This window comes from Shimia isoporae, from assembly GCF_004346865.1.
Taxonomy (GTDB): domain Bacteria; phylum Pseudomonadota; class Alphaproteobacteria; order Rhodobacterales; family Rhodobacteraceae; genus Shimia; species Shimia isoporae.
This window is the reverse complement of the sequence record NZ_SMGR01000001.1, coordinates 202,598-217,763: the sequence shown is the minus strand read 5'-3', so window position 1 is coordinate 217,763 and position 15,166 is coordinate 202,598. Positions and strand designations below refer to the sequence as shown.

Here is a 15,166-nt window from a genome sequence, read left to right as displayed (position 1 = left end):
GCTCAAGCTGACCTGTAAAGCAAAATATCTGTGGATAACGCAATAAGTTGTGGATTAAACTCATTTCAGCACAAGACGCAGGCGTTTCCTGCGTACTCGCCCGCAATATTCGGCCGAGACCTGTTTTTTTCGCTGAATAACAACAACTTGACCAGGATTTTCTGAGAAATCCGAATTGCCTTCAGAAAGATCAGTTCATTGATCTCTGAGCGATCTTGGTCCCGTCACTCAGGCCTGCAGACGGGTACAAAACCACCGCTTCGCCCACATCAACACCGTCTAGAACCTGCGCTTCGATACCGTTGTTGCGTCCGATACGGACGTCCCGCAACTGCGCGGAGCCATCGGCTCCCGCAACAAACACCTTCCACTTGCCATCCTGCCGGAAAAGCGCGCTCGAAGGCGCAATGAGCGTGTCTTCGACTTCCCAGACGATGATCCGGGTTTCGACGCGAAAGCCATGCCCCAGTGTGCCCCAGCTCTCCGGATCACCGGTGAATTGGATCACCGCATTGACCCGCTGCTCTTCGACACCCAGCGCCGAGTGCTTGGTAAAACCCCACGGATCAATCCGATCCACAACGCCCGCCAAGTCGCCTTCTCCGCCCCAGTTGGTAATCGCCACGCGGTCGCCAACAGTCACACGCACTGCATCCGTGGACAAAAGTTCGACCACAACCTCCAGGTCGCTGGCGGTGTCGCCCACTTCAAGTATTGGAGTGCCTGCCCCGAGCGTGGTTTCGCTTTTCTGGATCACCTGAAGTACGCGACCGGTGATCGGCGACGGCAGGGAGATCGGGTTCACTTCCGCTGCCTGCGCAACGCCATAAAGGCTTTGGTCGTCAAAACTAATCAACCGCGCTTTTGCGTTGTTAAGATCGGCGACCCGCATCGATATCGCGGCTCTTGCAGTGTCCACCGTGGCCTGAACGGTTTTCCAGGTACCTTCTGCCCGATCAAGCGCGGCCCGAGAGATGGTGTCCTGTTTAAAAAGTGCGCGTGCACGTTTCACATCTTCTTCGGCCAGATCCCGATCCGCCAGAGCCTTGTTTACGTCTGCTTCCGCCACTCGCAGCGCCGCCTCCGCCGCCGCTATTGCAGCGTTGGCCTGCTCTCTTGTCCGAATATCCAATGCCGCAGGATTGGTGGGCAGCATCTGCGCTACTATCGTTTTGCCCTCTTCCACATAGTCTCCCGGCTCCAGAGAGACCCGCAGAAGCCGACCGGCGATCGGCGTGGACACCACATAAGGATCGCGTACCTGCGTTCGCGCTTCCTCATCCACGGTTACAACCATCGGGCCACGCGCGACCTGTCCAATGTCCACCAACATGGGCTTGGGCCAAAAAGCCGCCGCCAGGGCTCCGCCGATAATCACAGCCGCCACCACCGTCAAAACCCGCCGCGATTGCCGTTTCCTCGCCATCTCGCTCACTCTCTCGTCTTCAGGGTTGCCACAAGGTCGACTTTCTCGATCTCGCGTTTCACAAGCCAGCCGCTGATAAGGGCGGCTCCCACCACTGCCATCCCCGCAACGCCAAAGGCATCAGGTCGGAAACCGGTAGGGATCTGATATAGGTCCGTGCTGAAACCGGCGGCCACCAAGTAGGACAGGCCAAAACCGATCAGCACACCCAAAGGCAAAGCAATCAGTACCACCAATGCCAGCTCTCCAAGCAGAATGAAGGCGGCCTCGCTTTGGGAAAAACCCATGACCCGCAAGCTTGCCAAATCCCTTGATTGCTCGCCAAAGCTGATCCTTGCGCTGTTATAGACAATGCCAAATGTAATGATCCCCGCGATCAATGCCATGACATAGCGCATGGTGCCCGCGCCTTCGTCCATCAGCTTTTTCATCGCCAATCGTGCGTCATTCTTGCGGGTAACGCCCGCCACACTCGGCACATCCTTGAGTTCGGCAAACAATGCAGGATAGCTCTCTGCATCAACGCGTAGGTAAGCGCCCGAAATGCGGCCCGGCTCGCCCATCGCGCGGTTCAGGGCGTCTATGTGCATATATGCGGGCGCGCCCATCAGCGTATCTGCAATCCGCGCCACACGCAGCTCAAGCACCGGCCTCCGCCCCTGCAGGACTTCAACCACGACGGTGTCACCGGCTCCGACCCCAAGCGTGTCGGCCAGCGACTTCGCTAGCACAATGCCGCTCTCCGGCATAGGAATATCCCGATGGTCAGCATCCACAGCGCGGCTCAAATGAGCCCCATCCACCATGCCCGTCACTGATCCGCGATAGCTTTCGGTGCCATAACGCAAAACCGCGCTCACGCCACGCGTCGGTTCGACGTCAATCACGCCGGGGAGATGCAACAAATCAAAGGCTGCTTTGTCTGGCATCTGTTCAAAGAATGTGACTGTCACGTCGGAGCGATCGATAACACCGAATGTCGTATCAAGCGCTTCGTCAAAACCGGACATCACAGACATCTGCGCCGAACTCAGCCCCATACCCGCCGCAATTCCTAAAACCGCGCCAAAAATTCGACCAGGGTTGCGCATCACCCGACGCAGGACCATGCGGCTGGGTTGATCCAGCCAGTTTTTCAGCGACGCCGTGATCGCGCCGGAAGTGGAGTAATCCGCAGGAGCAGGCGGGCGCATGGCCACGGCAGGCGTCAGGGCGAAAACCTGACGCAGCACAGAAATTCCGCCGACCACTGCAGCAAGCACTGAGATCAGGATGCCGGTCGCGAAACTTGACGGCTCCACGCGAAAAACAAGAAAGGGCAAATGATAGATCGCTTGGTACAGCCCCGCGAGCGCCCGACCGGCCCACACCCCGCCAAGACACCCCATAACGGCACCGGCCAAGGCGATTGTCACCACCAATTTGAAGTAATGCATCGCGACCTCGGTGTCCGTGTACCCGAAGGCTTTGATCAGCCCGATCTGCTCACGTTCGGCGCTGACCATGCGGCTGATCACGATGTAAAGAAGGAACGCGGCCACGGCCATGAATATGGGAGGCACGACCGAAGACGTCGCCGTCAAACCCTTGATCTCCTCGCTGAGGAACCGGTTTGAAATCTGATCTTCCAGCCCATAGGCGCCCAGGCCGCCATAGCGGTCCAGCAGGGTATCAACGGCCGCGAGTACAGGCTTCACTTCGGCGCCGCGTTCTAACGACAAAAGCGCCTCGTTAAACGCACCCTTCATATCGTAGGCCGCTTCAAGGGCTTCCGCATTCAGCCAAAGCACGGCGAAGCGCGAGTCATCAGGAACAAACTCTCCGGGTGCGGTTGTGAAAAGAAATTCAGGCGATTGAGCGATGCCAACAATGCGGAATTCGCGATTGCTCCCGTACATGGTGGCAGACAACACATCTCCAAGCCCAAGGTCATGCGCATCTGCGAACGCACGCAATAACAGGATTTCGTCGGTACGCCCCGCCCTTGGACGCTGCCCCTTTGATAAATAGACATCATTCAGCCAAGGATCGCGCCACTCCGGCAGGCTCAACACCTGTGCCCTAACAGGCAAATCCTGACCAGCGATGTCGACCAGCGCGCTGCCCTGAACGCGCCCTTCCACAGCCGCAACGCCGGGGATCTCAGCCAGCCGGTCTAGCAGTTTCTGGGGCGCGCGGGTGACCGGCGCAAAAACTTCGGCAAGCCTGTAACGCTCATAGTAGGCCGCGCGGGTTTCCTCGAGCGAGGAAATCATGCCCGACATCATCACCTGCAAGAGAACGCCCACCGCAACCACCATCGCAATTGCGCCTGCCTGCCCCTTTATGCGCCACAAATCGCGCAATAGTTTTCTATCGAGCGCCCTCATCACATCACCACGCGATTTCGTCCGGGCTGAGGCGGGATTCGTTTTGGGTAACCGACTTGATCTGCCCATCCGCGAAATGGATCACGCGGTGCGCCATCTGCGCTGTCGCGGCAGCATGTGTCACGATCATCACGGTTGCACCCAACTCGCGATTCACGTCGTTAATCACATGCAAAACGGCCCGCCCGGTGGCGCTATCCAGCGCACCCGTTGGCTCATCGCAGAACAAGACCGTAGGATTTTTGGCAATCGCCCGTGCAATCGCCACGCGCTGCTGCTCACCACCTGACATCTGCGCGGGAAAGTGGTTCATGCGTTCGCCCAATCCAACAAGCTCAAGCGCCCGCTCAACGGCCATGGGGTTTTCCGCGATCTCCGTGACCAACTCGACATTTTCATAGGCGGTCAGGGACGGCATAAGATTGTAGAACTGAAACACGAACCCGACGTGGTCTCGCCGATAGAGCGTCAACGCTCTGTCACTCATTTCGCTCAGGTTCTGTTCTTGGAACCACGCTTCACCGTCGGTCGCTCGGTCCAGCCCACCTACAATGTTCAGCAAAGTCGACTTGCCTGAACCCGACGGTCCAAGCAATACGACAATCTCGCCCTCCGGAATTTCGAGATCTACACCGCGCAGCGCATGCACCGCCGCAGCGCCCTCACCATAAATCTTGGTTAGGCCGCGTGTCCTGAACGTGGTGGTTTCGGATTGCGTCTTGCGGTCCGCCATGACGTCTCCTTTTCGGCAAGGAGACTAGGCCGCGCCAACGACCCTGTCCATGTGTCGCAAGGTATCAGGCGGCCAAGAACCGCCTGTTCAACAAGCGCTTACTTGCCTTCGAGCGCCTCGATACGCGCTTTCAAAGCTTCGTTTTCTTCCCGCGCTTTTTGCGCCATGGCACGCACAGCGTCGAATTCTTCGCGCGTGACGAAGTCGCGATCAGCAAGCCAGCGGTCCATCAACGACTTCATGGCGTTTTCGGCTTCGTCCTTTGCTCCTTGGGCAACACCCATTGCATTGGTCATCAGCTGGGACATGTCGTCCATGAACTTGTTTCGGGTCTGCATCATGTTCTCCGGTATTGGCTGTCCTCTATATGGGGCGCGCCGTCGCCAGACACAAGAACGTTTGCCTGCCTTGACTTTGCCTGCTCTGCGCGGCCACTTAGGCGCCAAACGGTGAGGAACCATGCGCGCATCCATTCCCTTTCCCGAAATTTCGCCTGAGATTTTCTCGATCTCTGCCTTTGGTATGGAGTTCGCTCTGCGTTGGTATGCGCTGGCTTACATCGTCGGCATCCTGATTGGCTGGCGCATCGTAGTCGCCGCAGTGCGGGCCCAGCGTCTTTGGCCCAATGACACTGCTCCGATCTCCGCGAGACAAGTGGAAGACCTGCTGACCTGGGTGATCCTCGGTGTGATCCTCGGCGGGCGCTTGGGTTACGTGCTGTTCTACAAGCCGTCCTATTACGCGGCCAATCCGAGTGAGACATTGCAAATCTGGCAAGGAGGCATGGCCTTTCACGGCGGGATGCTGGGCGTTGTCATAGCGGCTTGGGTTTACACCAGTGCACACAAGCTCAACAAACTGCAGGTGGCTGACGCCATGGTTCTAGGCATGTGGCCCGGCCTCCTGCTCGGGCGCATTGCGAACTTCATCAATGCCGAACTCTGGGGGCGTCCGACCGATGTGCCGTGGGGCGTTATTTTCCCGGGGCACGCAGCACAGGATTGCGGTCAACTTGCTGCTCTGTGCGCGCGCCACCCGTCGCAATTGTACGAAGCTGCGATGGAAGGCCTTATTCTGGGTGCGTTGATGCTCTGGCTCGCATGGAGGCGTGGCGGCTTCAAAACACCCGGGCTCCTAACTGGGACGTTTTTCGCTGGTTATGGTGTTGCGCGTTTCATTGTTGAGTTCTTCCGCCAACCCGATGCCCATTTCGTAACCGATACCAACCCTCTGGGCCTTGCTTTGCACTTGGGTGGCTACGGCCTCACCATGGGTCAGCTTTTGTCCCTGCCGATGATCCTGCTAGGCGTGTATCTTATTGTAAGGGCCAAACCGGCGTGACCGCCCTGACCACGCACCTTCTGGCCCGCATCGAGGCCCATGGTCCCATGACTGTCGCCGATTTCATGACCGAAGCCTTATTGCACCCGGAACACGGTTATTACACAACCCGCGATCCTTTAGGATCCGACGGTGATTTCATCACTGCCCCCGAGATCTCGCAAATGTTTGGAGAACTCATCGGTTTAGCTTTGGCGCAATCTTGGATGGACCAAGGCGCACCAGCGGCGTTTACATTGGCCGAACTCGGCCCGGGTCGGGGCACACTCATGGCCGACATCCTTCGTGCAACCCGGAAGATACCCGGATTTCACAAAGCCGCGCAGGTACATCTCGTAGAGGCTTCTCCCGCATTGCGGGCAAAGCAACAGGACGTGATCGGTACGGCCACCTGGGTCTCGACGGCTGACGAATTGCCGGAACAACCGCTGTTTCTGGTGGCGAATGAATTCTTCGATGCTCTTCCGATCCGCCAGTTCCAACGCGGCACCGAAGGGTGGCACGAACGCCTCATTGCAACTCGCGACAGCACACTTGGTTTTGCCATTGGCCCGGAACTGCCGCAGCCACAACTCGAACACCGCCTAATCGACACATCAATCGATCAAGTGGTCGAAACCTGCGCGCCCGCCCAATCAGTTGCGCAGACCATTGGTGCGCGAATAGAGGCTCACGGGGGTGCAGCGCTCCTGATAGATTACGGAGACTGGACCTCACTTGGTGACACCCTTCAGGCTCTTCAAAATCACCGGCACGTCGACCCGCTCACAACACCGGGCGATGCCGACCTGACAGCCCATGTAGACTTCGAAGCCATCGCCAAAGCCGCGCCCTGCGCACATAGCCGGCTAACGCCGCAAGGTGTTTTTCTCGAGCGTCTGGGAATCACGCAAAGAGCGCAAGCTTTGGCGACGCAACTCGAAAACGCAGAGTTAGAGAGCCACATCGCCGCGCATCGCCGCTTGACGCACCCGCATGAAATGGGAAACCTGTTCAAGGTACTCGCGCTGTTTCCGACAGACGCCCCATCTCCACCCGGATGCACCACATGACTTTGGAAATTCTCACGTCCGACCTTCTCGGCCCTGTGCGTCACGGGTTTTTCACCCGCCGTGGCGGTGCCTCGTCCGGTGTTTTCCAAGGATTGAACTGCGGCCTTGGCAGTTCTGACCAATCCGAAATCGTTTCGATCAACCGCAGCCGCGTGGCGGACGCCATGGGCGTGCCGCTGAGCCACCTCGCACAACCTTATCAGGTGCATTCCGCAGACGTTCTGACAATCAGCGAGCCCCAATCCGGTGACAGGCCAAAGGCCGATGCCATTGTTACCGCCACACCGGGTCTCGCTCTTGCGATCCTTACTGCAGACTGCCAACCCGTACTGTTTGCCGATGAAAACGCAGGTGTTGTCGCTGCCGCCCATGCCGGATGGCGTGGAGCCGTCGACGGAGTACTTGAGGCCACATTGGATGCAATGGAAGCACTCGGTGCAAATCGCGCTGGTACCAAAGCCGTAATTGGCCCCTCCATTTCCCAAAGCGCCTATGAGGTCGGCCCCGAATTTTTGGACACATTTATGTCCGCTGCACCTGAAAACGATCGCTTCTTTGAGAAAGGAGAAGGCGACCGTATGCTTTTTGATCTACCGTCCTATGGTCTGCACCGTTTACGGGCTGCAGGAATCGGCGCCGCCGAGTGGACGCGGCATTGCACCTACTCCGATCCAGACCGGTTCTATTCTTACCGACGTGCCACACATGCAAATGAGGCCGATTATGGCCGGCTGATTTCGGTGATCCGCCTGTAAACAGGCCTATTGTCCCTCTGCTCCGCCACATTTGCGCCAGATTGCCTAAAAATTGGTTAGGTAATTTCCTCAAATCTGACCAATCCCGCCCCATCTGCGCCCCAATTGAGGGTGAAATTGTTCTCAACACGGAAACAGACCGGCCACAAAAGAAGGGCCGACAGCCACGGAGAGCAGACATGAAAAACCAACGCTTTATCAAATCGGTCGTCGCAGCATCCAAAGCCGAGACACCGGCCATGCCTTGGGCACGCGGAGCCCGTCGCGCCGCCTTCATCGCCAAGCGCAAAGGCGAAGGCTTGGCAAAAGCCGCCTAATTCACCCGGATCACCCGGACCCCTCGTAAAGAAGCCGTCCCGCTGGGGCGGTTTCTTTTGTTTTGAAAGCTGATTTTGCGTCTTAGCGCTTTAAGCGTCGCGGCTCAGCCGTTCTTCAAGCACTTCAAACGGCACTCCGGGCGCGTCTTTTGCTCCACGGATCACCAACGAGGTTTTCACGCTTGCCACGTTGTCGGCACTGGTCAGGTCTTCGGTCAGAAACGTCTGAAACGTGCTGAGATCCGGCGCCACGCATTTCAGGATGAAATCCACCTCTCCGTTCAGCATATGGCACTCACGCACCAGAGGCCATTCACGGCAGCGTTCCTCAAATGCACTCAGGTCCGCCTCTGCCTGGCTCACCAGCCCGACCATTGCAAATACCTGAACCTCGAACCCCAATTCACGGCTGTCCACATCTGCGTGGTAACCACGAATATATCCGGCCTCTTCCAATGTTCGCACACGGCGCAAGCAAGGCGGAGCCGAAATCCCGACTCGCTTGGCGAGTTCCACGTTGGTCATCCGGCCGTCAGCCTGTAATTCTGCCAGAATTTTGCGATCGATTGGATCAAGCCGGTGTCCAGCCATGTGGGTCATTCTCTCCGTTGGATTTGCGGTTCTTATACCACCGCCGCGCAAACGCGCAATAATGTTTCGCGTTTGCGCAATATCCTTTTGCGCTGTCCTGCCTATTGTATCATCACGAGACCGCACGTTCCTGAAATGCGGCTTGCCCTTTTCCTGACTGCATGAGACGGCTATATCCGCTATCGGACTCGCAAAGATATCACATGAAAAGGTGCCTCATGGCCGACACGAAACACACCAAGGTTCTGATCATCGGCTCCGGCCCTGCTGGCTACACCGCCGGCGTTTACGCCAGCCGCGCCATGTTGGAGCCGATCCTTGTGCAGGGCCTTGAGCCGGGCGGCCAACTGACCACCACAACCGAAGTTGAGAACTACCCCTCCTTCGTTGAGGTACAGGGCCCCGAGTTGATGATGAAAATGGAAGAACACGCCCGCGCCATGGGCTGTGAGGTCATCGGCGACATCATCACCGATCTCGACCTGTCTGAGCGCCCGTTCAAAGCCAAAGGCGACAGCGGCACTCTTTACACGGCTGATGCCGTGATCCTCTGCACCGGAGCCCGCGCCAAATGGCTGGGTCTGGACAGCGAAGAAGCGTTCAAAGGCTTCGGCGTGTCGGCCTGCGCAACCTGTGATGGCTTCTTCTACCGCGGTCAGGAGATCGTGGTCGTCGGCGGCGGCAACACCGCGGTCGAAGAGGCGTTGTTCCTCACCAACTTCGCCTCCAAAGTGACCCTGATCCACCGCCGCGACGAGCTGCGCGCGGAGAAAATCCTGCAGGACCGCCTGTTCAAACACGAAAAAATCGAAACCCTCTGGTTCCATGAACTGGAAGAAGTCGTCGGTACCGACATGCCCAAAGGCGTGACAGGCGTGAAAGTCAAACACACCAAAACCGGCGAGATCACCGAAATTCCCGCCGCAGGCGTTTTCATTGCTATTGGGCACGCCCCTGCGTCCGAACTGGTGGCAGACCAGCTGGAACTGCACAACGGCGGTTATGTCCAGGTAGAAGCCGGCACAACGCGCACGTCTATTCCCGGCGTTTTCGCCGCCGGTGACCTGACGGATCATGTTTATCGTCAGGCCGTGACATCTGCTGGCATGGGCTGCATGGCGGCACTGGACGCGGAAAAGTTTATCGCGGAACAGGAATAACCGTCCAATCGCGGCAAACTCAGGCGATCGGCACAACTGCCGGTTGCCACTCTACCCCACAAGGCCGTAGCCTGCGTTCGAGCGAACCGGAGCAACGCCTTGACCCAAGCCACAGCCCTCAATCTCGACGATATTCCCCACCCACCGCTCACACCGTTGGTTGGCCACACGCTTGACCTTCTGCGGGACCCGCTTGGATTGCACATGGGCGCTGCGGCCACTTATGGTCCGGTCTACAAGGTCAAAGTGCTCGGACAATGGCGGGTGTCTCTGGGCGGTGCAGACGCGCTTGAATTCATACTTGGGGACACACAGAAACTGTTCTCCTCGCATGACGGCTGGGACATGCTGCACACGCTGTTTCCTGGCGGACTGATGTTGCGGGACTTCGACGACCACCGCGCCCACCGCCGCATCATGCAGGCTGCTTTTCGCAAGCCCGTGCTGGATGCCTATCGCGCCCGGCTGGAAGAGGCGACGGAGATACTACTCGAGGACTGGGAGACAGACTCACCCTTCAAGTTTTTTCCCGCGATCAAAGATATGACCCTCCGCATGGGGGCCGCTGTTTTTATGGGCTTGGACCTTGACGATCCCCGCGCGGAACAGCTTTCCAGCGCCTTTCGTGCCGAAGTCGCTGCGGCAACAGCGGTGATCCGGAAACCTGTCCCCTTCACCAAAATGGCGCGTGGCATGGCTGCGCGGGTGATGCTGACCCAGCAGTTCTCAATGATGATACCCGAACGCCGGGACAACCCGGGCGACGACTTCTTTTCGCAGATGGTTCTGGCAGCAGACGAAGACGGCAATTCTTGGACCGCGGAGGAATTGGTCGACCACTTCAATTTCCTGATGATGGCGGCCCATGACACAACAGCGTCCGCCCTCACCAAAGTCGCATGGGCGCTGGCAACCTATCCAGAGTGGCAAGACAAGATCATCGCCGAGGTCGACGCTTTGCCTGTAGGCCCGATGGACGACGCGCGTCTCGCGTCGATGCAAGCCGCCGATCTAGTGTTCAAGGAATGCTTGCGGCTCTTGCCCCCGGTCCCTCTGATCCCGCGACGTGCGGTGCGCGATTTCCAGTGGGGCAATCATATCATCCCCGCTGGCACATGGGTCTCGGCCACCCCCGGTACTGTCATGATGTCACCTGAACACTGGACGAATCCGCAAGAATTCGATCCCGATCGATTTGGCCCCGAACGTGAAGAAGACCGCAGCCACAAATATGCATGGGCTCCGTTTGGCGGTGGCGCGCACAAATGCATTGGGCTGCACTTCGCAACGATGCAAGTGAAGCTTTTTCTGGCGGCACTGCTCAAATCCCACCGGATAGAGCTGGCCGATGACACGCCTGTGGACTGGGCACGGGTACCGATCCCGCAGCCCAAGGGCGGACTGCCAGTTGTTCTGCGCAAACGTGCACAGCCATCCTCACCTTGACCCACACGATCGTCGCATCCACTGTCTGAGCAAAAGCGACAGGACATCATCGTGGCAACTTCTACTGGTTCTTCCCTCTGGAAAGGCAATTGGCGCACCCGCGCACGGGTGATATCCGGGCTCGTTCTTTTTGCTTACGTCCTGTTTCACTTCATCAATATCGGATTGGGCATCTTTTCTTTAGAGATCATGGAGTCTTTTCAGGACGTTCGCCAATCCGTGCATCGCTCGGCTCTTGGGTCCACCTTGCTCTACGGCGCACTGCTCACCCACATGGGTCTTGCCCTTTATCGTCTTGCACGCCGGCGCACTTTGAAAATGCCCGCTTGGGAGGCTCTGCAAATCATCTTGGGCGTGCTGATTCCGCTCCTGCTCGCCGCACACATCTGGCATACACGCATGGCCCACGAACTGTTCGGGCTGAACGATCGTATGGGGTATCTTGTCGGCCTGATCTGGAACACCACCAGCGGATGGAATCAGGCCGCTCTTCTGCTTATCACATGGACCCACGGCTGCATGGGGCTGCACTTCTGGCTGCGTACGCAGGCGTGGTGGCGCAGCTCCCTGCCATTGTTGATCAGCCTTGCCACCTTGATCCCGGCCTGGGCGCTTACTGGCTTCATGATTCAGGGGCGCGCTCAAAAAGCGCTCCTCAGCGACCCCGAGGTGTTTCCGGACCTCGCCGAGACCTATAACTGGCTGTCACCCGACGCCTTTGCCTTATTGATAGAACGCACAGGGCAGACCCTCATGGGATTTGCCGCCCTGGTGGTACTGGCCATCGCTGTCCACCTGACCCGCCGATACGTCATCAACCGCGGCGCGGTGCCAATTCAATATGTGTCCGGCCCGGAAATCCGCGGTCAGCGCGGCATGACACTGCTGGAAATGTCGCGCACCAACGGCGTGCCTCATATGGCGCTATGTGGTGGACGCGGACGCTGCACCACCTGCCGCGTGATAATTGAAGAGGGTGCAGATCTTCTCCATCCGCCTTCCCCGGAAGAGGCCGCAAGCCTTGCTGCCGTCAATGCGCCGCCCAACGCGCGCCTCGCCTGTCAACTCAGACCCACGAACCCTGCCACCGTCCTGCAGGTTTTCCGCAGCGACGGACGGCAGGCCCGCGCCCATCAGAGCCTCGGTCAGGAGCGTCGCATGGCGATCCTGTTCCTCGATATGCGCAGCTTTACCGCCCGAACAACGGGCCAACTTCCCTATGACGTAGTCTTTCTGCTCAACCGCTTCTTCGACGCTATCGTGCCATCGATCACTGGGGCGGGCGGCACGGTAGACAAGTATCTGGGCGACGGATTGCTCGCTGTTTTCGAACATGAAGACGAAACCGCTTCAGCGAAGGCCGCGCTGGATGCCGCTGCGGGTATCAGCGCCGCCCTCATCACGTTCAATCAGACTCTCAAGGCGGAGAAGGCACCCCCCGTTGCCATTGGTATGGGGCTGCATCTGGGCACGCTTGTGATGGGCGAGATCGGCGCAGCTGACAATGCGCCGCGCACCATTATTGGCGATACGGTGAACGCAACGTCTCGGCTGGAGGGCAAAACCAAGGAACTCGGTGTTGAAGCACTGATATCCGAAGAGTTGCTCAAAGGTGCAGGTTACAAGACATCTCACCTTGAGTTCGTAGAATTGGAACTGCGTGGCGTGGCGCACCCCATGCCCGCCTTGCCCGTGAAACAGGCCGCAAGATTGCGTCAACAGCTCAACCCGGCACCAGAAACAACAACTTAATCGGCGATTAACCGCCTTGCGCCCAGCGCAATGTGGCTATGCATACGCATAAAAAGCTTCCAAAAGGAGATTTTTCGTGTATTGCGTTCACGCGTGAACACACTTTGAGTTTTGTTGATGACCGCCACTGTTGCCAAACCCTCGCCTGAAGACGAAGACCTGCTCTTCCGACTCCTGCGCCAACTGGACACCGCTCCCGGTGCCAGCCAGCGAGCGACGGCCTTGGCGCTTGGTATTTCTCTCGGCGGTCTGAACGCACAACTTCGGGCCGCTGCCGACTCGGGCCTGATTTCTATTAGCGACCGTGACGGACCCGATAAACGCCAACGGTTCGCTTACACGCTCACCCGTCGCGGCGCAGCCGAGAAAGTGCGGCTCACCGATCAATTCCTTACCCGGAAACTCGCAGAATACAACGCGCTGCATGCGGAACTCACCGGCACCGCAAGTGGCCTTGCTCCAATCAAACACAGGACCCACCCTATGCAAAACAACCTCGCTCCTATCCCCGAGCTCTACGTGTCTTATGAAAGCGCACAGAAGCTCAAAGTCGAAGCAGCAGATCTCGTAAGCTGGGACCTGACCCCGCGGCAGATCTGCGACCTGGAACTGCTAATGAACGGCGGGTTCAACCCGCTCAAAGGCTTCCTGACTGAAGAAGACTACAACGGCGTTGTCGAAAACATGCGCCTTGCTGACGGCGCGCTGTGGCCGATGCCGATCAACCTTGATGTGTCCGAAGAGTTCGCCGCCAGCATCAAAGACGGCCAGGACATCGCTCTGCGCGATCAGGAAGGCGTTATTCTCGCCACCATGACCGTGACCGACAACTGGGTTCCGAACAAAGCGCGCGAAGCGGAAAAAGTCTTCGGTGCAGACGATGACGCGCACCCTGCTGTGAACTACCTGCACAACCAGGCGGGCAAAGTCTATCTCGGCGGTCCGGTAACGGGCATCCAGCAACCGGTCCACTATGACTTCCGCGGTCGTCGCGACACGCCGAACGAACTGCGTTCCTACTTCCGCAAAATGGGCTGGCGCAAGGTCGTGGCCTTCCAGACCCGCAACCCCCTGCACCGCGCGCACCAGGAACTGACTTTCCGCGCCGCAAAAGAAGCACAGGCCAACCTGCTGATTCACCCTGTTGTCGGCATGACCAAGCCTGGCGACGTTGATCACTTCACTCGCGTGCGCTGCTACGAAGCGGTTCTGGACAAATACCCGGCCTCCACGACCTCCATGTCGCTGTTGAACCTTGCCATGCGCATGGCAGGTCCGCGCGAAGCGGTCTGGCACGGCCTGATCCGCGCCAACCACGGCTGCACGCACTTCATCGTAGGCCGCGACCACGCCGGCCCCGGCAAAAACTCCGCCGGCGAAGATTTCTACGGCCCCTACGACGCACAGGACCTGTTCCGCGCCCATGAGGATGAAATCGGCATCGAAATGGTCGACTTCAAACATATGGTTTGGGTTCAGGAACGCGCCCAGTATGAGCCGATGGACGAGATCAAGGACAAAGATGATGTCACGATCCTGAACATCTCCGGCACTGAACTGCGCCGCCGTCTGGCCGAAGGTCTGGAAATTCCAGAATGGTTCTCTTTCCCCGAGGTGGTGAAAGAGCTGCGCAAGACCAAGCCGCCACGCTCCAAGCAAGGCTTTACAGTTTTCTTCACAGGTTTCTCCGGTTCGGGCAAATCCACCATCGCCAATGCGCTGATGGTAAAGCTGATGGAAATGGGCGGTCGTCCCGTGACCCTGCTGGATGGCGATATTGTGCGTAAGAACCTGTCCAGCGAACTGGGCTTCTCCAAAGAGCACCGTGACCTCAACATCCGCCGCATCGGCTACGTTGCGTCCGAGATCACCAAGAACGGCGGTATCGCCATCTGTGCCCCGATCGCACCCTATGCAACCACCCGCCGCGCCGTGCGCGAGGACGTCGAAGCCTTTGGTGCCTTCGTTGAAGTGCACGTCGCAACCTCGATCGAGGAATGTGAGCGTCGCGACCGCAAAGGCCTCTACAAGCTCGCACGCGAAGGCAAGATCAAGGAATTCACCGGTATCTCCGACCCCTATGACGTGCCCGTGAACCCGGAACTGTCGGTCGAGACTGAAAACGTCGACGTCGACAACTGCGCACATCAGGTAATCCTGAAGCTGGAAAGCATGGGCCTGATCTCCGGCTAAAGCCGACGCAAACAAGTACGGAAAGGCGGGG

Annotated in this window: 13 protein-coding genes; 8 read left to right on the top strand and 5 right to left on the bottom strand. The window is 58.2% G+C overall.

From position 1 onward, the window contains the following. Positions 1 to 190 precede the first annotated feature (190 nt). From BXY66_RS01130 to BXY66_RS01115, 4 genes are all read right to left on the bottom strand, one after another. A complete protein-coding gene (locus BXY66_RS01130; RefSeq protein ID WP_132858347.1) occupies positions 191 to 1,426 on the bottom strand; it encodes an efflux RND transporter periplasmic adaptor subunit in 1,236 nt (411 codons plus the stop codon). A gap of 5 nt (positions 1,427 to 1,431) precedes the next feature. Next, complete coding sequence (locus BXY66_RS01125; protein ID WP_132858346.1) at positions 1,432 to 3,795, bottom strand: ABC transporter permease; 2,364 nt, start codon at positions 3,793 to 3,795, stop codon at positions 1,432 to 1,434. Positions 3,796 to 3,799: 4 nt separating this feature from the next. Next, complete coding sequence (locus tag BXY66_RS01120) at positions 3,800 to 4,528, bottom strand: ABC transporter ATP-binding protein (protein WP_132858345.1); 729 nt, start codon at positions 4,526 to 4,528, stop codon at positions 3,800 to 3,802. A 98-nt stretch (positions 4,529 to 4,626) separates the two neighbouring features. Then, positions 4,627 to 4,866: an accessory factor UbiK family protein gene (locus BXY66_RS01115; protein WP_058239539.1), complete on the bottom strand. Its 240-nt coding sequence runs from the start codon at positions 4,864 to 4,866 to the stop codon at positions 4,627 to 4,629. A gap of 121 nt (positions 4,867 to 4,987) precedes the next feature. On the opposite strand from BXY66_RS01115, the gene lgt reads away from it, so the two are divergent. The 4 genes from lgt to BXY66_RS20375 all read left to right on the top strand — a co-directional run bounded on the left by lgt (position 4,988) and on the right by BXY66_RS20375 (position 7,993). After that, on the top strand, positions 4,988 to 5,869 hold the full coding sequence (gene lgt / locus BXY66_RS01110; RefSeq protein ID WP_132858344.1) for a prolipoprotein diacylglyceryl transferase: 882 nt from the start codon (positions 4,988 to 4,990) through the stop codon (positions 5,867 to 5,869). Continuing rightward, entirely contained in the window at positions 5,866 to 6,921 is a 1,056-nt protein-coding gene (locus BXY66_RS01105; RefSeq protein WP_243694263.1) for a class I SAM-dependent methyltransferase, read from the top strand. The genes lgt and BXY66_RS01105 overlap by 4 nt, the downstream gene beginning before the upstream one ends. After that, on the top strand, positions 6,918 to 7,676 hold the full coding sequence (gene pgeF, locus BXY66_RS01100) for a peptidoglycan editing factor PgeF (RefSeq protein ID WP_132858343.1): 759 nt from the start codon (positions 6,918 to 6,920) through the stop codon (positions 7,674 to 7,676). The genes BXY66_RS01105 and pgeF overlap by 4 nt, the downstream gene beginning before the upstream one ends. Positions 7,677 to 7,855: 179 nt before the next feature. Continuing rightward, on the top strand, positions 7,856 to 7,993 hold the full coding sequence (locus BXY66_RS20375; RefSeq protein WP_165929074.1) for a hypothetical protein: 138 nt from the start codon (positions 7,856 to 7,858) through the stop codon (positions 7,991 to 7,993). Between the two features lie 90 nt (positions 7,994 to 8,083). Here the strand turns inward: BXY66_RS20375 and BXY66_RS01095 are convergent, their stop codons facing one another. Beyond that, positions 8,084 to 8,584, bottom strand: a complete 501-nt coding sequence (locus BXY66_RS01095; RefSeq protein ID WP_132860292.1) for an Lrp/AsnC family transcriptional regulator — start codon at positions 8,582 to 8,584, stop codon at positions 8,084 to 8,086. Positions 8,585 to 8,802: 218 nt separating this feature from the next. Here BXY66_RS01095 and trxB point away from each other — a divergent pair, with 218 nt between their 5' ends. The 4 genes from trxB to BXY66_RS01075 all read left to right on the top strand — a co-directional run bounded on the left by trxB (position 8,803) and on the right by BXY66_RS01075 (position 15,135). Continuing rightward, entirely contained in the window at positions 8,803 to 9,744 is a 942-nt protein-coding gene (gene trxB, locus BXY66_RS01090; RefSeq protein ID WP_132858342.1) for a thioredoxin-disulfide reductase, read from the top strand. 99 nt (positions 9,745 to 9,843) lie between these two features. After that, on the top strand, positions 9,844 to 11,190 hold the full coding sequence (locus BXY66_RS01085) for a cytochrome P450 (RefSeq protein ID WP_243694262.1): 1,347 nt from the start codon (positions 9,844 to 9,846) through the stop codon (positions 11,188 to 11,190). Between the two features lie 51 nt (positions 11,191 to 11,241). Further along, entirely contained in the window at positions 11,242 to 12,942 is a 1,701-nt protein-coding gene (locus tag BXY66_RS01080) for an adenylate/guanylate cyclase domain-containing protein (RefSeq protein ID WP_132858341.1), read from the top strand. 117 nt (positions 12,943 to 13,059) lie between these two features. Then, complete coding sequence (locus tag BXY66_RS01075) at positions 13,060 to 15,135, top strand: bifunctional sulfate adenylyltransferase/adenylylsulfate kinase (RefSeq protein WP_132858340.1); 2,076 nt, start codon at positions 13,060 to 13,062, stop codon at positions 15,133 to 15,135. The last annotated feature ends 31 nt before the right edge of the window (positions 15,136 to 15,166 follow it).